General features: G+C 61.9%; 18 protein-coding genes. 2 read left to right on the top strand and 16 right to left on the bottom strand.

From position 1 onward, the window contains the following. Positions 1-12 precede the first annotated feature (12 nt). From Q362_RS18910 to Q362_RS0103395, 14 genes are all read right to left on the bottom strand, one after another. A complete protein-coding gene (locus Q362_RS18910; RefSeq protein ID WP_051553577.1) occupies positions 13-471 on the bottom strand; it encodes a hydrogenase maturation protease in 459 nt (152 codons plus the stop codon). Positions 472-620: 149 nt separating this feature from the next. Further along, positions 621-2,087, bottom strand: a complete 1,467-nt coding sequence (locus tag Q362_RS0103455) for a Ni/Fe hydrogenase subunit alpha (RefSeq protein ID WP_028317553.1) — start codon at positions 2,085-2,087, stop codon at positions 621-623. A 108-nt stretch (positions 2,088-2,195) separates the two neighbouring features. Continuing rightward, positions 2,196-3,200 (bottom strand): NADH-quinone oxidoreductase subunit B family protein, encoded by a 1,005-nt coding sequence (locus Q362_RS0103450; RefSeq protein WP_028317552.1) that lies wholly within the window; start codon positions 3,198-3,200, stop codon positions 2,196-2,198. Then, complete coding sequence (locus Q362_RS0103445) at positions 3,190-3,615, bottom strand: hydrogenase iron-sulfur subunit (protein WP_028317551.1); 426 nt, start codon at positions 3,613-3,615, stop codon at positions 3,190-3,192. The genes Q362_RS0103450 and Q362_RS0103445 overlap by 11 nt, the downstream gene beginning before the upstream one ends. Further along, a complete protein-coding gene (locus tag Q362_RS0103440) occupies positions 3,615-4,532 on the bottom strand; it encodes a CoB--CoM heterodisulfide reductase iron-sulfur subunit B family protein (RefSeq protein ID WP_028317550.1) in 918 nt (305 codons plus the stop codon). The genes Q362_RS0103445 and Q362_RS0103440 overlap by 1 nt, the downstream gene beginning before the upstream one ends. 15 nt (positions 4,533-4,547) lie before the next feature. Next, entirely contained in the window at positions 4,548-5,051 is a 504-nt protein-coding gene (locus Q362_RS0103435) for a 4Fe-4S dicluster domain-containing protein (RefSeq protein WP_028317549.1), read from the bottom strand. Between the two features lie 12 nt (positions 5,052-5,063). Then, positions 5,064-7,073 carry a CoB--CoM heterodisulfide reductase iron-sulfur subunit A family protein gene (locus tag Q362_RS0103430; RefSeq protein ID WP_028317548.1) on the bottom strand — a complete coding sequence of 670 codons (2,010 nt, stop codon included), beginning with the start codon at positions 7,071-7,073 and terminating at the stop codon, positions 5,064-5,066. A gap of 634 nt (positions 7,074-7,707) precedes the next feature. Continuing rightward, on the bottom strand, positions 7,708-8,418 hold the full coding sequence (bioD, locus tag Q362_RS0103425) for a dethiobiotin synthase (RefSeq protein ID WP_157469856.1): 711 nt from the start codon (positions 8,416-8,418) through the stop codon (positions 7,708-7,710). Positions 8,419-8,462: 44 nt separating this feature from the next. Beyond that, on the bottom strand, positions 8,463-9,230 hold the full coding sequence (gene bioC, locus Q362_RS0103420; protein ID WP_028317546.1) for a malonyl-ACP O-methyltransferase BioC: 768 nt from the start codon (positions 9,228-9,230) through the stop codon (positions 8,463-8,465). A 153-nt stretch (positions 9,231-9,383) separates the two neighbouring features. Next, entirely contained in the window at positions 9,384-9,845 is a 462-nt protein-coding gene (locus Q362_RS0103415; RefSeq protein ID WP_028317545.1) for an SH3 domain-containing protein, read from the bottom strand. A 9-nt stretch (positions 9,846-9,854) separates the two neighbouring features. Then, positions 9,855-10,745 carry a 4Fe-4S binding protein gene (locus tag Q362_RS18905; RefSeq protein ID WP_051553576.1) on the bottom strand — a complete coding sequence of 297 codons (891 nt, stop codon included), beginning with the start codon at positions 10,743-10,745 and terminating at the stop codon, positions 9,855-9,857. A 2-nt stretch (positions 10,746-10,747) separates the two neighbouring features. Next, positions 10,748-10,927 carry a hypothetical protein gene (locus tag Q362_RS18900; RefSeq protein WP_035215414.1) on the bottom strand — a complete coding sequence of 60 codons (180 nt, stop codon included), beginning with the start codon at positions 10,925-10,927 and terminating at the stop codon, positions 10,748-10,750. A gap of 5 nt (positions 10,928-10,932) precedes the next feature. Further along, positions 10,933-11,796: a ParB/RepB/Spo0J family partition protein gene (locus Q362_RS0103400; protein WP_035215463.1), complete on the bottom strand. Its 864-nt coding sequence runs from the start codon at positions 11,794-11,796 to the stop codon at positions 10,933-10,935. A gap of 2 nt (positions 11,797-11,798) precedes the next feature. Continuing rightward, positions 11,799-12,578 carry a ParA family protein gene (locus Q362_RS0103395; protein WP_028317543.1) on the bottom strand — a complete coding sequence of 260 codons (780 nt, stop codon included), beginning with the start codon at positions 12,576-12,578 and terminating at the stop codon, positions 11,799-11,801. A 141-nt stretch (positions 12,579-12,719) separates the two neighbouring features. Here Q362_RS0103395 and nadB point away from each other — a divergent pair, with 141 nt between their 5' ends. Then, positions 12,720-14,321, top strand: a complete 1,602-nt coding sequence (nadB, locus tag Q362_RS0103390; RefSeq protein WP_028317542.1) for an L-aspartate oxidase — start codon at positions 12,720-12,722, stop codon at positions 14,319-14,321. A gap of 69 nt (positions 14,322-14,390) precedes the next feature. On the opposite strand, the gene Q362_RS0103385 is transcribed toward nadB, so the two are convergent. Then, positions 14,391-15,266, bottom strand: a complete 876-nt coding sequence (locus Q362_RS0103385) for a hypothetical protein (protein WP_028317541.1) — start codon at positions 15,264-15,266, stop codon at positions 14,391-14,393. Between the two features lie 112 nt (positions 15,267-15,378). On the opposite strand from Q362_RS0103385, the gene Q362_RS23985 reads away from it, so the two are divergent. Further along, positions 15,379-15,765, top strand: a complete 387-nt coding sequence (locus tag Q362_RS23985) for a DnaJ family domain-containing protein (RefSeq protein ID WP_028317540.1) — start codon at positions 15,379-15,381, stop codon at positions 15,763-15,765. A 14-nt stretch (positions 15,766-15,779) separates the two neighbouring features. Here Q362_RS23985 and Q362_RS0103375 read toward each other — a convergent pair whose 3' ends face one another. Continuing rightward, positions 15,780-18,713, bottom strand: a complete 2,934-nt coding sequence (locus tag Q362_RS0103375) for an insulinase family protein (protein ID WP_035215410.1) — start codon at positions 18,711-18,713, stop codon at positions 15,780-15,782. Positions 18,714-18,720 lie beyond the last annotated feature (7 nt).

Below are 18,720 nucleotides of genomic sequence, written 5' to 3'. Positions count from 1 at the left end.
GCATGAATCCATTCAGGTCATGGCCGCCACCATGCCCCTGATCCGCGCCACCACCTCGGCCACGGCCCGCTCGACCTCGGACGACATCTGCTGGGTGAACTCCTTGATTTCCTTGACCTCGATCAGCAAGATGCGGATCTCGGCGGGCATCTCCTCGGGAAAGCAGACATAGCCCGTTTTCAGGGTCGTGCCCAAGGTGATGGCATGCGAGTTGACCAGGGCGTGGGTGGTGAAGATATCGTCCACGCTCACGTCGAGAATGGAACCCGGCTCGTTGCCCAGCTTGCAGGCATCGACGATGATCGCCCGCTCGTAGCCCCGGACCTTGTCCATCACCTCGAACCCCACCGTGTAGACCACCTCGGTCTGGCAGGCCAGGCCGCCCTGCTCGAGTTGCTCGACCACCACCACGCCGGCGCGGTCGTCCTGGAGATAAGGGTTGCCAATGCCGATCACCACGCATTTTTTCATGTCAGTCCCATCATCGAAGGAAAAGGCCGGAAGAGGCCAACGCCCCTCCCGGCCCGGGGAAGTGAAACAGAGGGGGATGAGGTCGGGCGACCGAAAGCCCGCCGGGATCGACCACGGACCACCGACCGCCAAACTCTCCGTTCACTACCTTAAAAATTTTTCAGGGTCTTGTACAGGCCGCCATTGCTGTCGAAGATCTCGACCTCCAGCGGCGACTGGCCGCCGGTCACCGTGTGGGTGGCGCAGGCCAGGCAGAGATCGTAGGGTCGAAAGGCCATTTCCACGTAGTTGAGCATGCCCTGGGACACGTTGCCGTTCTTGATGAAATGCTTGGCCGCCTTTTTCACCGCCAGGTTGATCGGGGCGTTGTTGTGGGTGGTGGCCACGATCAGGTTGGCGTCGGTGACGATACCCTTGCCATCGGTGAGATAGTGGTGGATCAGGGTGCCGCGCGGCGCCTCGATGATGCCCACGCCCTCGCCCGGACAGGAGGTCGGTTTGTTCCAGGTTTCCTTGCTGGTGATCTCCGGGTCGCGGGAGAGTTCCAGGCACTTTTCGGCGGCGTTGAGCAATTCGATGGCCCGGGCCCAGTGATAGGCGAGGATATGGTGCACCGGCCGGGCGCCGAAGGTGGCGTGGAACTTCTCGAAATGCTCCTGGGCCTTGGGCGTGTCCATGGACTTGACCACGTTCATCCTGGCCAGCGGACCGACGGAGTAGATGTTGGTGCCCGGTCCCTCGACGATGCCCTTCCAGGCGCCGAGCTTCTTCTGGTAGGGGAACTTGAGGTACGTCCAGGGCTGGACCCGCTCGGAAATGAAATCGAGATACTCCTTGCCCTTGAAGGTGCCGACCACCGCGCCCTGGCTGTCGATCACCTTCTGGGTGCCGTCGTAGTAGGTGATCCGGTCCTGGTCATCCACCGTGCCCATGTAACCGACCTCGACCTTGTACATATCGCCGGTGACCAGCTGCATGTACGTGTCGTTTTGCAGCACCACGTCGTCGAAGACCTTGAGGGTCAGTTCGCCCAGGCCCACCAGTTCCTCGGACCAGGCCTCGATCTGTTTGCGCTCTTCCTCGGTCAGCTGCTTGGACCAGCCGCCGGGGATGGCCGCCACCGGATGGTTGGGCTTGCCGCCCAGCATCTCGAAGATCTTGACCGCCAGGCTGCGGCGGCGCAGGACCTCTTTGCCGGTCGCGGCGCCCACCGCGTTGATCAGGCCGACCACGTTGCGCTCGGCCGGATTGGCCTCGGGCCCGACCACGAAATCGGGAAAGCCCAGGGCATAGAGGATGACCGAATGGTCCTCGACGTAATGGGCGTTGAAAAAGAGTTCGCGCAGCTTGCGCCCGGCCGGCGGCGGCGTCACACCGAAGACGCCGTCCGAGGCCTTCATCGAGGCGGTGAAATGGACGCCGCGGCAGACGCCGCAGACCGTGGACACGGTGCGGGGCACCTCCTCCATGGGCATGCCCTGGAGAAATTTTTCAAAGCCCCGGAATTCGACGGTCTGGAAAAAGGCGTCGTCGACATTGCCGTTGTCGTCGAGGAAGATGGCGATTTTGCCATGCCCCTCGAGACGGGTGATCGGATTGATTTCGATTTTTTTCATAGAGCTGCTCCTTGCAGTCGTAACCGGCGCGCTTGGCGCGGGGCCAAAGCCGAATGTGTTCTTCAGCGCTTCAAAGATACCCATGAACAGACCTCCCCGGTTGTTCGTTCAGACATCCTGACGTGCTCCAGCCTCCTTGTGTTCGGCGATGCGGTGGTTGAGCTTCGAGACCGTGTGGCTGTAGCGGTAGACCAGCTTGGCCATGTTGTTGTATTTCTCGATGAACTGGGCCGCCACCTCCTCGTCCGCCATGCTCGAGGCGAGCATGGAGACGCAGCGGGCGCCGAAATCCTTGATGCCGGGGATCGGGCCGCCGCAGCCGCGGCAGGGGATGTTGACGTTGAGGCAGGAGCCGCCGCAGTCGCCCTGGGTCACCGGGCCGAAGCACATGTAGCCCTGCTGGAGCAGGCACTTGTCCGGATCGGGCCGGTCGTCGACGGTCCGCTTGATCTCGCCCACCGGCAGCCGTTCCTGGCCGGTTATCGCCGGATTGCGCTTGCAGGCGTCGCACACCGCCTTGCCGCCGGTCAGCCAGGACCCCGCCGGCGGCAGCTTGCCGGAGAGGATGGCGCCGACCAGATGGCCGACAAAGGAGGGATGGGGCGGACAGCCGCCGACGTAGTAATCCACGCCCACCACCTGGTCGATGGTCGAGCAGTTGTCGAGGAAGGTGGGGATGGTCAGGTTGTACTTGCCGTCGAGCAGGTATTCCGGGGTGGGATAGACACCGTCGGGATTGTCGGTGGAAAACGAGGTCTTGTAGGCCTGCCGGAACAGTTCCTCCTTGGTGTGCAGGTCGCCCATGGCGGCGATGCCGCCCAGGGAGGCGCAGGCGCCGAAGGCCACCAGCACCTTCGACTTCTGGCGCAGCACCTTGACCGTGTGCAGGTTCTCGCTGTTGCGGATCATGCCGTCGACAAAGGCCAGGTCGATGAACTTGTCGGGCATGTCCTCCAGGTCCTTGTACTTGACGTCGGCCACGGTCGGAGCCCAAAAGACGATTTCCAGCGAACCCAGGGCGTCGACCAGGGCCTCGGAGAGGTCGACGACGCTCATCTCGCAACCGGCGCAGCCGCCGGCGAGCAGGAAGGCGGTTTTCAGTTTATCTGCCATGACCGTTTCCTCCTTTGAGCGGGTTGGGACCCAGTTCCTGCAACTCTTTGGTGAAGGCATCGACCACCTCGGCGAACCGGTAGCCCTCGGCGCCGGAGATCCATTCCAGGCGGAAGCGGTTGCGGTCGAAGCCGGAATCCTCCAGCAGTTGCGACAGGATTTTCATCCGGTTGGCGGTCTTGTAGTTGCCGCTCTTGTAGTGGCAATCGCCGAAATGGCAGCCGCCGACCAGGACGCCGTCGGCGCCGTTGGCAAAGGCCTCCATGATGTATTCCGGCTCGACCCGGCCGGAGCAGGGCACCTTGATCAGCTTGATCGAGGGCGGGTATTTGGCGCGCAGGTTGCCGGCGAGATCGGCGCCGGCATAGGTGCACCACTGACAGGCAAAGCCGACGATATTGGGTGTGAAGGACATCAGGCCACCTCCTTGATCAGACGTTTTTCGCTTTGGATTTCGCCGATGATCGGCCCGCGGTCGATCTGCGAGATTGCGGCCACCTGGCCAGGATTGAAGCCCATGGCCAGGGCGAGCAGCTGGGTATAGTAGAAGGCCGGGATCGGGTCGAAATCGATCAGGCCGCGCTCCTTGAGGATCGGCTGGGACATGTCGAACTGGAGGAAGCAGGAGGAGCAGGTGGTGACGATCATGTCGGCATCGGTCTCCTCCTTGATCGAGAGCAGTTTCTCCCGGAACAGCTTGAGCGATTTCTCCGCGTCGGTGGAGCGCATGCCGCCCATGCCGCAACAGCCTTCCAGGCGGGAGTAATGGGGCACCGTCGCCCCGGTGGCCTCGCACAGCTCGCGGAGCATGGTGGGATAGTACGGGTTGTTCTCGGTGACCTTGTAGACGTCGGTGGGCCAGAGGGCGTGGCAGCCGGTCTGCACCGCGATCTTGAGGGCGTCGAGGGAATATTTCAGTTTTTCCCGGATCTTTTCGGCACCCACCTTGCGATGGAGGACATGGGCGACATGGTAGACGTCCGCCGTTCCCCTGTATTCACGGTTGATTGCCGCGAGGCTCTGGTTGACCGCCTTGCGCCGGTCCTTGTCCTCCATGAAGTGTTTGGCCTCGGACAGGACGCCGAAGCAGGAGTTGCAGCCGGTCATGATGTCCACGCCCTGCGCCTCGGCGATGGTGAGGTTGCGGCTGGACAGGGCGCACCAGGTGTTGAGGTCGAACGACGGGGCCGTGCCCCAGGCCGGACAGCAGGACGCACCCTGCAGGTCCACCGGTTCGATGCCCAGGGCCGGAAAGACCTTGCGGAACGACTGTTCGATGTCCGGAGCCTTGAGCGGAATGTTGCATCCGAGATATAAACCTATTTTTTCCATGAATGGCACCTCACCTTAAAAAAGTCCCAACTCGCCCATGGGGCTGTTGTTGATCAGGGTCTGGATTTCCTGCTTGGCCTGGTCGTCGAAGGCCGAGGTCGGCGTTTTCTCCGGCAGCCCGACCTTTTTCCTCGCCTCCGTGGGGTCGGTGTAGACGGCATGGCCGGTCTCGAACAGGTTCATCTGGCTGGTGACCGACGAGGTGGAGAAGGCCAGCTGGTTGGCCTGGTAGCGGCGGAAGGCGAACACCACCTCCTGCGGCCGCACGCCCTGCGGACAGACCTCGGTGCAGCGGTTGCAGGCCTGGCAGCCCCAACTCGACGCATCTTCGATGATTTCCTCCAGTTCCCCGTTGAGCAGGTGGCGGATCAGGTTGCGGCAGAGCAGCGGAAAACCGGCACGGACGCCGGGACAGACCGCCGAACAGGCGCCGCACTGGACACAATTGCGGATGCCGTGGCCACCGTAGGCCATGATGGTGGAGACGGCTTCATTGATTTTGTCTTGAATGATGCGCATGGTGGCTTCTCCTTAGGCTGTCAGCGCCTCGATCTGGGCGAAGATCTGCGATTCATCGTAACCGTGGAGGACAATGGCCCCCGACGGACAGGCCGAGGTGCAGACACCGCAGCCCTTGCAGGCCGACATCTCGATCTGCGCCCTGGGCCGGTCGGCATAGGTGGTTATGCTGATGGCGTGGTACGGACAGAGCGGGATGCAGATGCCGCAGCCGCTGCACGTCTCGGCGTGGACCTCGGAGATGATCGGCTCGATCCTGACCTTGCCCTGGGCCAGCGGCACGGCGGCCGCGGCCGCGGCGCCCTTGGCCTGGGCCACGGTGTCCGGGATGTCCTTGGGTCCCTGACAGCAGCCGGCCAGGAACAGGCCCTCGGTGGCTGTCTCCACCGGTCCCAGTTTCGGATGCAGTTCGCGGAAGAAGTTGGAGCCGCAGAATTGCAAACCCAACTTCTGAGCGAGCGCGGTGGCGTCCTGCGGCAGTTCGACCGCGGTGGCCAGGACCACCAAGTCCGACTCGTATTCGATGCCGGTGGCAGCTTCCATGTCGTAGGCCAGCACTCGCAGCCGGTCGTCCGGCAGCATTTCCAGACCGCCCACCTTGCCCTTGAAGATGTTGATCCCCATCTTACGGGCGCCGGTGTAGTACTCGTCGTAGCCCTTGCCGGCCGAACGGACGTCGATGAAGTGCATGTTGATAGTGATGTCCGGATACTTCTCCTTGATCAGCCGGGCCTGCTTGATCATGTACATGCAGCAGAAACGCGAACAGTAGGTGTGGAAATGTTCGTCCCGCGAGCCCATGCAGGAGACGAAGGTGATGGTGTGGGGCTTTTCCTTGTCCGAGGGCCGCAGCAGCTTGCCTTCGGTGGGGCCGGTGGCCGAGATGATCCGCTCCAGTTGCAGGGCGGTGATCACGTTGGGCGAATCCGGGGCCATCTCCTTGAACCAGCCCTTGTCCATGACCTGGTAGCCGGTGGCCACGATGATCGAGCCGACTTCCACTTCCTTGATCGCGCCGGCCGGGTCGTAGGCCACGGATCGGTTGATGGCCTCGGCCGGACAGGCCCGCTCGCAGGGGGCGAGGATGGGACGGCCCGTCTTTTCGTTGATCTTGGGCAGGGTGCCGATTTCCCGGCCGGCGCAGTGCAGGCAGTGCTCGATGTCGACCACCGCCTTCTTGGGCACGGCCTGGGGAAACATGATGTAGGCGGCGCGCCGGTCGGACAGGCCCATGTTGAACTCGTCGGGGGTCTTGGAGGGGCACTTGCTGGCGCAATCGCCGCAGCCGGTGCAGCGGGACCAGTCGACATAGGTCTGTTTCTGCCTGATCTTGACCGTGAAATTGCCGATGTAGCCGCTGACGTCGTCCACTTCCGAGTAGGTCAGGGTCTCGATATTGGGATGGTTGTAGGCCTCGACCATCATCGGGGTGAGGATGCAGGCCGAGCAGTCGTTGGTGGGGAAGGTCTTGTCCAGTTGGGCCATGACCCCACCGATGGAAGGACGCTTCTCCACCAGATAGGTCTTGTGGCCCATGTTGGCCAGTTCCAGGGCGGCGCTGATGCCGCCGATACCGCCGCCGATGACCAGGGCCGCATCGGTGACCGGCACGAACTTGTCTTCCAGGGGTTCGAGGTTGCGGGCCTTGGCCACCGCCGAGGCCACGATCTTCTTCGCTTTTTCGGTGGCGCCCTCGTGGTCATGGGCATGGACCCAACTGTCCTGGTCGCGGATGTTGGCCATCTCGAACAGGTACTTGTTCAGCCCCGCCTTCTCGATGGCGGCCCGGAAAATGGGCTCGTGGGTGCGCGGCGTGCAGGCCGCCACCACCACCCGGTCGACCAGGCCATCGCGGATGTCCTGCTTGACCATCTCCTGGCCCGAATCCGAGCACATGAACAGATCCTTGCGGGCGACCACCACATCCGGCAGCGTCTCCGCGAAGTCGCGGACCGCAGCCACGTCGATGACGCCGGCAATGTTTGAACCGCAGTGACAGACATACACACCGACCTTCGCCATACAGTCCTCCTTGTTCAGAGTGTTGAATCTCCCGAAGGTTGCACAAGCCGGCCAAGCGCTGTCCTCCCGCGGCCACGCCGGGCGGGGTTCCTTGTTTAGATCCTATCTCTCTCTTTTACTGACCAACTTGCTCGCAACCGGATAGCATGGCTTTCTGTAGAGGAGAAACACAACCTGCGCAACTTTTTTCTTATTTTGCACAAATTGCACAATTTGACAGAACGAGCCGCACCTGGACCGTTTCTGGTGCAAGAACAGGAGACTACCGGCCGTTTCGTTCCCTATCCCTTGGGCAACCTTGCCAAAAACATGGAAACGCCTCGGCAATGGCAGCGCTGGTCCGAGTCAGGAGCCTCTGTCGAACCGCGCAAAACGTCCTTGTCAATTGAACAGTTTGCACAATACATAAACGGCCCCAGCCCGATCAACGCCCCATGCCGACTTCTTTCCGGTTGGCGTAGCGAGAGATCAGGCGGGCAAGGGGGCCAGCAAGGCCGTCCGGGCGAGGTGCGATGCCATCAGCAACAGGAAGAAAAAGACGGGAAGTCCGGCACGGGCGTATTGCGCCGGTACACAAGGACTATGGCTGCGGTTGCAGGAAGTTGGGCGCAAAAAGCGCCCGGCGGGCGGCAGCTCAGACGAGCGGTGCGGGGAATTGCGCCATGGCCGCCAGCAACGGTGCCCAGGCGGCGGTCATGCTTTCCCTGGTGTCGGAAACGAGCACGATCGTCTCGGCATAACCGTAATCGGCCAGGGCCTGCCGACATTCCTGGAGAGTATCCTGGACGATTTCCCAAGGATGCTCGCCGAAGAGGTTGTAGACCATGCCGAGCAGCGGGATGCCCCGGGCCTTGATTGCCTCCAGGCTGAGGCGGGTGTGGTTGATCGAGCCCAGGCGCGGCGAGGTGACCAGCACCAGAGGCAGCCGGCGGGCGGCATAGTAATCGAGCAGCCGCCATTGCGCGTTGAGCGGCACCAGCAGCCCGCCCGCCCCTTCCACCAGAAGCCAGTCGAAATGGAGCAGCAGGGTGGCCATGGCCTGGTCCAGCACCGATGTTTCGATGGTGGTGCCAGCCATGCGCGCCGCCAGCCGTGGCGAGGCCGGAAACGGAAAGAGATAGGGACAGGTGGTGCCGTTGCGGTCGAATTCGGAGAGCGGCTGCCCCATCAGGCGGCGATGCAGCTTGATGTCGTCCGAGATCTCCTGACAACCCGTCTGGACCAGTTTCAGGGTGGTGACCGCGTGACCCTGCTGGGCGAGATAGCGGGCCAGCAGCCCGGTGGCATAGGACTTGCCGACATCGGTGTCGATGCCGGCCACGGCGATAGCGCGATGCGGTGTCATGGTCATGTCCTCCAGCAATTCAGACGGCACGGGGCCCGGAGGATTCACCGGGGCCGCGCCACGATGAACATGGGATGGTAGGTGAGGCGGACGCCCTGGTCGCCGGCAAACCGCTCCTGATAGCTGGCGGCAAAGTCCATAACCTGGCGCCGGGTCCAGGCCTGCTGGCCGATCGAGTTGACACCGGTAGCCCGGAGATGCTGGAGCACCGCGAGCGGCGTCGGATACCACAGGGTTTCCCGCGCCTCCTCGGCGGCCAGGATATGGAACCGTTCCCCGAGCACGGTCCGCAACTGCGCCAGGGTGCGGTAGGCCAGTCCCATGCCGGTGACCTCCCGGATCTCGTGCAGGTTTTCCTTGCCGTACAGCGAGAAGGCGAGCACGCCTTCGGGGTAGAGATGCCGATGGAACTTGCCGCACAGGGCGGGCAGGTCATGAACCCAATGCAGGGTCGAAGAAGAGATCACCAGGTCGTACCGGTCGGGAAGCGGCAGGGTTTCGATGTCGCCGGCCAGGAAGGTGATTTTGTCGGCGTGAATCCCGATGCGGCGGCAGACCCGTTGCTCGAAGGAGGCGACCAGATCGCAGAGGGTGAAATGATCGATCCCCGGAAAGCGGGAGAGCGTCTTCTCGGTCAGCAGCCCGGTGCAGCAGCCGATTTCCAGGACATCGGCCGGCCGAAGATCGGGGACGGCCTCCCGGAGCAGATTGAGCAGCCGGGTCGCCACCCGTGCCTGCACCGTGGCTTCCTGCTCATACGTGGCCGCGGCCTGCTCGAATCTGAGCCGGATGAGCCGTTTATCGGGAATCATGGGCAATGATCGGGTTACGTCGTACATATGTGCAAAGCCTCGCAACCCGACAGAGCGGCAACGGCGCGGAGCGAAAAAGGACGAACGCGGTCAATGAAAAGGCGTTCGTCCGTCGTGTGCGGAAAAATGAGGCTCCTGTGCCCCCTGTTCTCGTTACAATCCCCAGAGCAGGCGGCCATCCACCCACCCGGTCACGTCCCGGCCATGCTCGACCCTGACCCAGCCGTCTTTTTTCTCCAGCACCTTGAACACCACTCCATAACCGGCCTTGGCGACAATATCGGCGGCGGTCAGGTTCGGTTCCTTGCGGACATTGATCTGCTCGTCCCGTCCCTTGTTGACCTTGACGATCGCAAACGCGTTCTTCTGCGTCGTTTTTTTGTGTATCCAGCCGCTGCTGCCCTCGAAATCCCTGACCTGGAGCCATTCCCCCTTGGTGCCGACCACCTCCAGAGGAAAGCCGGCGTCGAGCTTCCACACAATCTCGTGACCGGTGCCCGGACCGGAGCGCATGTTGATGTCATCGCCGGCAATGGCCACCATTTCTGCGGCCATGGTGGTCCGGACCAGCAGCAGGGCGACGAGGGGTGCCCACAGGATGGGTCGCGTGTTCATGAGAGCCGTTCAGCGCACGGGTTGTTCGGGCGGGACAGGCCTAGCCTGCCAGACATGCCCCGCGATCTCCACGGCAAGCGCATCGAATTGACAGGCCTCGGTGCAGCAGCGCAGACAACGGATGCATTCTCCGCTGTTCGGCGACCGGTCAACCCGGATGTCCACGGGACAGATCCGGCGACAGGCACCACACTTTGTACAGTTATCCGCATCAAATTTCAACCGAATCAGGCTGACCCGGTTGAACAGCCCGTAAAAAGCGCCCAGGGGACAGAGAGTGCGGCAAAATGGACGGAAAGAGGCGACGGACCACAGGAGCACCAGCGCCAGCACACTGAGCTTGTACAGATAGAGAATGCCCGCGGCCGGGCGCAGGTCCGGCATCAGCAGCAGCATGGGCAGGCCGGCCTCCAAGGTGCCGGCCGGGCAGAGGAATTTGCAGAACCAGGGTAGCCCCAGGCCGAAATCGTCGAGCACGGTCAGCGGCAGCAGCACGACAAGAAAAAGCAGCACTAGGTGCTTGCCCCAGGCAAGTCCTTTGGGTATGGGCACCTTTGGCGAGGGAATCCTGTGGAGCAGCTCCTGGACCAGACCGAAGGGGCAGGCCCAGCCGCAGATCAGGCGGCCGAAGACCGTGCCGAGCAGCCCCATGCAGCCGACGACATAGCTGCCCACATACGCCTGCCCGTTCTGGAGCGAAAGCCGCACCCCCAACAGCAGTTGCTGCAGGCTGCCCACCGGGCAGAAGGTGGTGGCGGCCGGGCAGGAATAACAGTTGAGGCCGGGCGAGCAGAGCACTTTCAGCGGACCCTGGTAGAGGGTGCCGCTCACCGGAAAGGCCCAATAACCGTTGCTGAGAAAGAACCAGAGGGCCTGAATCCAGAGGCGCAGCCGTTCCATGCTCAGCCGATGCCGATGCAGGGCAGGCAGACGGAGCGGGCCTGCTCCAGCACCCGCGCCGGTTCGTTCACGGCGATCCCGGCCAGCAGCAGCAGGAGAAAGACCAGCAGAAGGACGAGCGGTGTCCGGCGGGGGACGAACGTTCGTTTTTTGGTGCGCATGGTCGTCGGTGCAGACGTCATTGCGCTTACCGGGCCAGCAGGCTGATCAGCCGGTCGAGATCGTCGCTGGAGAAGTATTCAATCTCCAGTTTGCCTCGACTCCCCTGCTGGACGATTCGCACCTTGGTGTGCAACTGGTTGGTCAACTGGTTGATCAGGGCGGTGCAATACGATGGGGGCAGTTCCCCTTCCGCTTGCCCGGAGTCGGCGTTCTTCGCCACCGGTGTCGCGGGCGGCGCCGCGCACAACCGCTCCGCGGCCCGCACCGACAGCCCCTGGCTGACGATCCGGTCGCGCACCTCTCGCAACCGCTCCGGCTGATCCTTAAGCCGCAGCAGCACCCGGGCATGCCCCTCGCTGATCGCCCCCAAAACGACATCCTGCTGCACCGGCTCCGGCAACTGGAGGAGTCGCAGGACGTTGGTGATGGTCGACCGCTGCCGGCCCACCTTTTTCGCCACCTCTTCCTGGGTGAGGTGAAATTCCTCCATCAGACGGCTGTAGGCCACGGCCTCCTCGATGGGGTTGAGATCGTGGCGCTGGATGTTTTCGATCAGGGCCAACTCCAGGTTTTCCCTGTCGCCGCCCTGATCCATCACCACCACCGGCACCTCGTCGCGGCCCGCCAGCTTGGCGGCCCGCAACCGCCGCTCGCCGGCGATCAGCATGTAGCGGTCGTTGCTGCGGCTCACCAGCAGCGGCTGAATCACCCCTTTTTCGCGGATGGAATCGGCCAATTGCTGCAATTTTTCGGCATCGAAATGGCTGCGCGGCTGCTGGGGATTTGCTGATATCTTCTCGATATCACACATAAAAAAACGATCATCCCCTTCCAGGTTGTCTTCCGGCAGCAGGGCACCCACTCCGCGCCCCAGGACATTTTTCGCCATGCTCATCCCCTTGCCTTATTGGCTCGCTTGAGAAATTCCGTGCCCAGTTGCTGGTAGGCCTTGGCACCGCTGCTGGCGCCATCGTATTCGAGAATGGTCTGGCCATGACTCGGGCTTTCGCTCAACCGCACATTGCGGGGAATCACTGTCCGGTAGACCTGATCGCCGAAATGTTTCTGCACCTCGCTGGCCACGGAATGGGTCAGCCGGTTGCGGCGGTCGTACATGGTCAGAAGCAAACCTTCGATATACAGTTCCCGGTTCAGATTCTTTTTCACCTTGCGGATGGTCTGGACCAGCAGCGCCAGACCTTCCAGGGCGAAATATTCGCATTGCAGCGGAATCAGCACCGAGTCGGCGGCGGTCAGGCTGTTGATGGTGAGCAGTCCCAGTGACGGCGGGCAATCGACGAGGATGTAGTGAAATCGATCCTTGATCGGCCGCAGGACGGTCTTCAGCCGCTTCTCACGGCCTTCCTGATTGACCAGCTCAACCTCGACCCCCACCAGGTCGATGGAAGCGGCCAGGACAGAAAGATTCTTCTGGCGGGTGGGCAGAATGCAATCAGCGGTTTCTTTGGCGCCGATGTAGCAATTGTAGATATTCTGATCCCCACTGGTCGCGCGCACACCCACACCACTGGAGGCATTGCCCTGGGGATCGGAATCGACCAGCAGCACCTTTTTGCCTCTTGCGGCGAGGACGGCAGCCAGATTCAAGGTAGTGGTGGTTTTGCCGACCCCACCCTTCTGATTCGCCAGAGCAATGATTCGCGTATCCACTAGAAATGCACTCCGATGATGCTTTGTTGATGAAACATTCGAGGAGTATACTATACTCTCGCTCCCTAGAGAACAGTTCTCTTTTCATCCCATCACATTTACCCATGTTTCACGTGAAACATGGAATCAGGATCACGTGCTATGGCGGAATACAGTGATGTTTTGATCATCGGCAGCGGCGTGTCGGGACTCTCCTTTGCGCTCAAGGTGGCACACTTTGCCAGGGTGACGCTGATCACCAAGAAAAACAAGGCCGACACGGCGACCAATCTGGCCCAGGGTGGCGTGGCCGCGGTGCTTTCGGTGGAAGATTCCATCGAGGCGCACATCGACGACACCCTGGTGTCGGGCGACGGCCTGTGCAACGAGGCCATAGTCCGCATCGTCGCCACCGAAGGACCGGACCGGGTGCGCGAGCTGGTCGATCTGGGTGTCCGTTTCCAGAAGGGCAAGAACGGCAAGGGGTTTGACCTGGGCATGGAGGGGGGGCATTCGGCCCGGCGGGTCGCCCATGCCTCCGACCTTACCGGCAAGGAAATCGAGCGAGCGCTCCTGGAGCAGATCGCGGCCAATGCCAATATCAGGGTCCTGGAAAACCATCTCGCCATCGACCTGCTGATCGAATCGAAGGCGCGCGGCCGGGAACGGTGCAACGGCGACCGCTGCCTCGGCGCCTATGTTCTCGACCGGACCACCGGCGAGGTCGAGGCCTATCCGGCTGGTGCGACCGTGCTCTGTACCGGTGGGTGCGGCAAGGTGTATCTCTACACCACCAACCCAGACATCGCCACCGGCGACGGCGTGGCCATGGCCTACCGGGCCGGGGCCAAGGTGGCCAACATGGAGTTCATCCAGTTCCACCCCACCTGCTTCTTCAATCGCGAGGCCAAAAATTTTCTCATCTCCGAGGCGGTGCGGGGCGAAGGCGGCATCCTGATCAACCAGCAGGGTGAACCGTTCATGAAGAAATATGACGAACGCGGCGACCTGGCCACCCGCGATGCCGTGGCGCGCGGCATCGACGCCGAGATGAAGGCCACCGGCGCGGACTGCGTCTTCCTCGACATCACCCACAAACCGGCCCCCTTTCTCATGCAGCGGTTTCCCAACATCTACGCCACCTGCAAGCAATACGGCGTGGACCTGACCAAAAAGCCGATCCCGGTGGTCCCGGCGGCCCATTACATGTGCGGCGGCGTGCTGGTGGACGAATGGGGCCGCAGCTCGATCACCAACCTGCTCGCCCTGGGGGAAACCGCCTGCACCGGGCTGCACGGGGCCAATCGCCTGGCCTCCAATTCCCTGCTCGAAGCGGTGGTCTTTGCTCATCGGGCGGCCCACTGGCTGGAAGGGGCCATCGAGGCCATCGCCAAGCTGGACCGCATCGAGGTAGAACCATGGCGAACCGGCGGCGCGGCGGTCCTTGACGAATCGATCCTGATCAAGCACAACTGGGATCAGGTCCGGCAATTGATGTGGGATTACGTGGGCATCGTCCGGCGGCAAAAACGGCTGAATCTGATCCAGACTCGGCTGAGTTTCATGCTGGCGGAGATCAAGGAGCACTTCTACGACTACCTGCTCACTCCCGACTTGGTCGAGCTGCGCAACCTAGCGGTGATCGCCGATCTGATCGTCCAGAGCGCCAGCCGGCGCAAGGAATCGCGCGGCCTCCATTACATCCTCGACTATCCGGAAAAAAACGACCGCGAATTTCTTCGGGACACCATTCTGCAACGATAAAAGAAGAGACAAAAAAAGCCCTGAAAGCGCGCTTTCAGGGCTTTTTTGGGGCTCAATGTGCCGGTTGCCTCATTTTTTCTGCATTCGCTCCAGGGCTTCGCGCATCTGCTGCATCGCTTCCTGCTGTTCCTCCTGGTTCATGCCCGCGTCCTCCATCTCTTCCTGTTGCATATCGCCTGCACCCATCATTCCCATGGGACCGGCCTGCTGCATCAACTTGGCCCCATCCGGCTTCTTCAGGGTGTCGACAGTGTTTTTGATCATGCCAGCCATCATCAATTCAGCCTCCTCGTCGCGCACGGCGGTTATACCGGCGGGCGGAACGAAGGCATTGTCGGGAATGGCGGTGCTGGTGTCAATCTTGGTCGCGGCCTGCACATTGTTCATCCCCATGGCCGAGGTTTCGCTCCGCAAGGAAATATTGCTGCCATGAAGGACGTGCACCGTGGACATGCCGCCCACCGTAACGACGTCGCAATCATGGCCCAGAACCTTGCCGCCCTTCTGCGTGACCGAGCCGCCGAATTGCCCCATCATGCCGCTGCCCATCTCCTTGGCGTTTTTCTCGAAATTTTTTTTCTCTCCAGCGGACAATTTGTTATATTCTTCCCGGTACAGTTTGTTGGGGTTGGTGGTCTTGCTTCCCTTCTTTTCAACGAGATCATACGAGTAGATCCAATCCGGATCGACGATCTCAAGAGTTTCCGTCTTTTTGGTCATCCCCATGATCGTCATGACGGACGAACGATGCCTGGCCTGGCGCTTGCCGTACTCTTTCACGTACAGGGTTTCCTTACCCTTTTCAGAGCCGGACAACTCGTAGTGAATGGTGGCCTCCTGGAAAGGGAGCTTCATGTCCCAGGGCAGTTCCTCGCTCCAGGCGCGACCGGTAACAAACAACAGCAGGATCATCGGGGTCAGCCACAACAGGCTTTTTTTGTTCATACGCATCTCTCCTTCATTCGTGGTGGGCCGCAGTGCGGCTGCAAGGGGTTCCGGATCATCCATTTATTGTAGGTTGCTCTGTCGGAGGGCACAAGCAAAACAACGAGGTTGCATGCTGTCGATCATCCAGACCATCGCCGAGCGCAAAATCCAGCAGGCCATGGCCGACGGGACCATTCCCGATCTCTCCCATTGGAAAAACAAACCGCTGCCGCCCGACGACATGGCCCATGTCCCCGAGGACCTGCGCATGGCCTACCGGCTGCTGAAAAACGGCGGCTATGTGCCGGAGGAGGTGGCGATGCAGAAGGAGATCAACCGGCTGGAGCAGCTGCTGGTCAACTGCGCGGATGAGCGGGAAAAAATAAGGCAGCTGCGAAGAATCAGCTGCCTCAGGACCAAGCTGGAAAACCGCCTGGGCCGCCCCATGGAACTGGGCGAAGACACTCCCTACTACGACCGGGTGGTCGACCGGCTGGCCGCTCCCAAAAAGGGCTGACCGCCGGCCGGCGATCACAGCTCGGTCGTTTCGCTGAACAAGTCCCTGTCCTGCTCGATCTTCTCGCGGCTGCCGATGGTGACCCGGTAGCGGGTTGCCTGCAACTGCTGGAACAGCGGTGCGAACGCCCGCAGGTCCTGGGCCGTGGTGCGCACGATCTCCTCGATCCGCTGCTGGCGAAAGGCCGGCGTGATTCCGGCCAGATAATCGTTGCGGGCGGCGGCTCCCCTACTGGCCGGCCCCTGATGGGGATTGGCCGAACCGTAGGCGCCGATCACCAACTGCTGCAACGATTCGGCCGACAGGCCATCCAGGCCGTTGATCGCCGCCGGCAGGGCCTCGTAGGCCTCGAAGGTCTTCCGCACCTGCGGGTCGCGGTAGCTCACCATGCCGAAATTGCCGGTGAGGTGATTGAACTGGATGAAGCAGCCGTAGGCCCCGCCCATCTGCCGCACCGTGTTCCAGAGATAATCCCGCGACAGCCAGGTGCGCAGCACCTCGAAGGAGCCGTTGTACTGGCCGGGATCGGCAAACAGCGTGCAGGCCTGGACATTGTAGACCACCTCGGCCGAGGTGGTGAAGGCCTGGGTGGCCGGAGTCGGGTCAAAGTGCGGCTGAACCGGCGCAAGCGGCGTATCCGCCAAGGCGTTGACCACGCCCTGGCCGAGCTGCTTAAACCGGCGGATATCCTCGTCCTGGGCGGTGATGGCCACTATCAGCCCCTGGCGGCGGAACAGCAGGTCGCGGAGCCGGCGCAGGGCCTCGTGCAGCTTGGCCTCGTTGTCCAGATACTGGCCGGCCAGGTGGCGCAGATGCAGGTAGGCGCGGACGCCGTGCACGGAGTCGTTGTACTGGCCGGCGCGGCTCAGATGGGAAAAGGCCCTGGACGAGGCCAGGGAATAGCCATCGCTCTGAGCCGAGTGTTCGGCCCAGGCGAATTCGCGGTGGACGATCTCCTCGATATGGTGTTCGTCGGAAAAATCGACCTCGGTCAGCACCTCGGTCAGCAGGGACAGGGCCTGCTCCAGATAGGCGGACAGGGCCTTGACGTGCAGCCAAAGGACCGGCCTGACCCGGTCGCGGTCGTCGGCGCGGACATAGACCTGGAAGGAATGGGCAAAGTCGCCGGTGCACAGATTGATCGCCTTGGCGAACTGCATGTAATCCTTTTTGGCGGTGCCGATCTCGGTGACGATGGTACCGAACAGGTCGAGATAGGGCAGCAGGTCCGCCGGCACGGCGGAGCAGTCGAGGCCGAAGTCGAGATAACAGATGCCGTTGGTGTCCAGATCGCTGACCAGCAGTTCGGCGCCGGCGAGTTGGGCAGGCTGCACCGCGTGAAATGGCGGCCGGGGATCGAGATCCTCCAGGGAAAGCCGGGGCAGGCGCCGCAGTTCCTCGACCGAATTGGGGGTCGCCTGCAGGGCCATCAGTTCGCGGGTGCGCTCCACCAGCCGGATGCGGCCGTCCTGGTCGAGCGATTGGGAAAAGGCGGTCAGCCGCTCCTGCTCGTCGCGCAGATTCCGGGCCATCTGCTCGGGATCGGGCGCCAGGGTGACGGTGACCGTGGCCGGATTATCAAGCAGATAGGTACGGATCAGCGCCTCGAAATAGCCGTTTTCGGTGGCCTCTCTACGAATCTCGGCCAGGAGAGCGTCGATCTGCAGCGCGTCGAACGGCTCCATGCCGCCATGCTTGAGCGCCGGCATGGCCTTGTTGACCAGGTCGAGGCCGCGCTGGGCCTTGTTCATCTCCTCGCGCACCGTGAATTCGTATTTGTTCAGTTCCGAGAGCATCAGGTCCCGGTCCAGGCCCTGCTCGACCATCCGGGTCAGGGTGGCCTTGTACAGGGCGAGGAAATGGTCACGCTTTTCCGGGTCGGTGCCGACCAGGTAGGTGATCATCAGGGTTTTGAAACTGGCGTTCGTCAGAAACAACCCACCGAAATCCTTACATAATGATGCGTTGAAAATCGCCTTTTTCAGCGGCGAGCCGTCGGAGTTGAACAGGATATTGGCGATGATCTGAAAGGCGGCGTTCAGCTTGCGGTCCCGGACCGTGCCCACCGCCGAACTGATGGCGAGGAAGGTCTTCTGGCCGGTGGCACTGCCCGGCTGCACCGGGTAGGTGTCCTCAATCACCAGCGGCGCGGTGATGCCGGGGCCTTCCTTGATCGCGGCCTTGGCCACCGGCTGGTCGAACCGGCTGAAGAAACGGTCCTGGACAAAGGCCAGCTCCTCGTCGAGCGAGGCGTCGCCGTAAAAGAACAGAGTGCAGTTCGAGGGATGGTAATGCAGGCGGTGGAACTCGACGAACTGCTCGTAGCTGAGGTCGGGGATGCGGCGCGGGTCGCCGCCCGACTCGTGGGCATAGGTGGATGCCGGCATCAGGCCCTGGTAGGTGTGGTGGAACAGGGCCCGGATCGGGTCGGAATAGGCGCCCTTCATCTCGTTGAGCACCACGCCCATGAACTGCAGGGGATCGTCCGCGTTTTCTAGGTGGTAGTGCCACCCCTCCTGCTCGAAGGTCGAGCGAAGCAGGAGCGGGTTAAAGACCACATCGCAGTACACGTCCATGATGTTGAAATATTCCTTGAGATTGCGGGTGGCGAAGGGATACCAGGTGGTATCCGAGCCGGTCATGGCGTTGAGGAAGGTCATCAGCCCACCCTTGTGGATCTCGCCGAACACGTCCCTGACCGGGTACTTCCGCGACCCCATGAGCACCGAGTGTTCGAGGATGTGGGCCACGCCGGTGGAATCCTCGGGCACGGTCATGAAAGAGGCGCAGAAGGTCTTGTTGGCATCCTGGTTCTTGATCGCCAGGGCCTGGCAGCCCAGCACCGTGTGGGTGAACAGGAAGACGGTGGAATGGATCTCGGCGATGTATTCCTTCTGCTCCAGCAGAAAACCGTGATAGGTCGAGCCGATGGCAAATGCAGTGGTCATAACGCTC

The sequence above is a fragment of the Desulfobulbus elongatus DSM 2908 genome (assembly GCF_000621145.1).
GTDB classification, from domain to species: domain Bacteria; phylum Desulfobacterota; class Desulfobulbia; order Desulfobulbales; family Desulfobulbaceae; genus Desulfobulbus; species Desulfobulbus elongatus.
The sequence above is the reverse complement of the archived record's forward strand: the minus strand, read 5'-3'. Positions and strand labels throughout refer to the sequence as shown.

What these genes read in the sequence shown, in the direction of transcription:
- Q362_RS0103440 (WP_028317550.1), bottom strand. Translation starts at nt 4,532, where the DNA reads ATGGAAAAAATAGGTTTATATCTCGGATGCAACATTCCGCTCAAGGCT.
- Q362_RS18905 (WP_051553576.1), bottom strand. Translation starts at nt 10,745, where the DNA reads ATGGAACGGCTGCGCCTCTGGATTCAGGCCCTCTGGTTCTTTCTCAGC.
- Q362_RS0103445 (WP_028317551.1), bottom strand. Translation starts at nt 3,615, where the DNA reads ATGTCCTTCACACCCAATATCGTCGGCTTTGCCTGTCAGTGGTGCACC.
- Q362_RS0103455 (WP_028317553.1), bottom strand. Translation starts at nt 2,087, where the DNA reads ATGAAAAAAATCGAAATCAATCCGATCACCCGTCTCGAGGGGCATGGC.
- Q362_RS0103430 (WP_028317548.1), bottom strand. Translation starts at nt 7,073, where the DNA reads ATGGCGAAGGTCGGTGTGTATGTCTGTCACTGCGGTTCAAACATTGCC.
- Q362_RS0103400 (WP_035215463.1), bottom strand. Translation starts at nt 11,796, where the DNA reads ATGGCGAAAAATGTCCTGGGGCGCGGAGTGGGTGCCCTGCTGCCGGAA.
- nadB (WP_028317542.1), top strand. Translation starts at nt 12,720, where the DNA reads ATGGCGGAATACAGTGATGTTTTGATCATCGGCAGCGGCGTGTCGGGA.
- bioC (WP_028317546.1), bottom strand. Translation starts at nt 9,230, where the DNA reads ATGATTCCCGATAAACGGCTCATCCGGCTCAGATTCGAGCAGGCCGCG.
- Q362_RS18910 (WP_051553577.1), bottom strand. Translation starts at nt 471, where the DNA reads ATGAAAAAATGCGTGGTGATCGGCATTGGCAACCCTTATCTCCAGGAC.
- bioD (WP_157469856.1), bottom strand. Translation starts at nt 8,418, where the DNA reads ATGACACCGCATCGCGCTATCGCCGTGGCCGGCATCGACACCGATGTC.
- Q362_RS0103435 (WP_028317549.1), bottom strand. Translation starts at nt 5,051, where the DNA reads ATGCGCATCATTCAAGACAAAATCAATGAAGCCGTCTCCACCATCATG.
- Q362_RS0103415 (WP_028317545.1), bottom strand. Translation starts at nt 9,845, where the DNA reads ATGAACACGCGACCCATCCTGTGGGCACCCCTCGTCGCCCTGCTGCTG.
- Q362_RS18900 (WP_035215414.1), bottom strand. Translation starts at nt 10,927, where the DNA reads ATGACGTCTGCACCGACGACCATGCGCACCAAAAAACGAACGTTCGTC.
- Q362_RS0103450 (WP_028317552.1), bottom strand. Translation starts at nt 3,200, where the DNA reads ATGGCAGATAAACTGAAAACCGCCTTCCTGCTCGCCGGCGGCTGCGCC.
- Q362_RS0103375 (WP_035215410.1), bottom strand. Translation starts at nt 18,713, where the DNA reads ATGACCACTGCATTTGCCATCGGCTCGACCTATCACGGTTTTCTGCTG.
- Q362_RS0103385 (WP_028317541.1), bottom strand. Translation starts at nt 15,266, where the DNA reads ATGAACAAAAAAAGCCTGTTGTGGCTGACCCCGATGATCCTGCTGTTG.
- Q362_RS23985 (WP_028317540.1), top strand. Translation starts at nt 15,379, where the DNA reads ATGCTGTCGATCATCCAGACCATCGCCGAGCGCAAAATCCAGCAGGCC.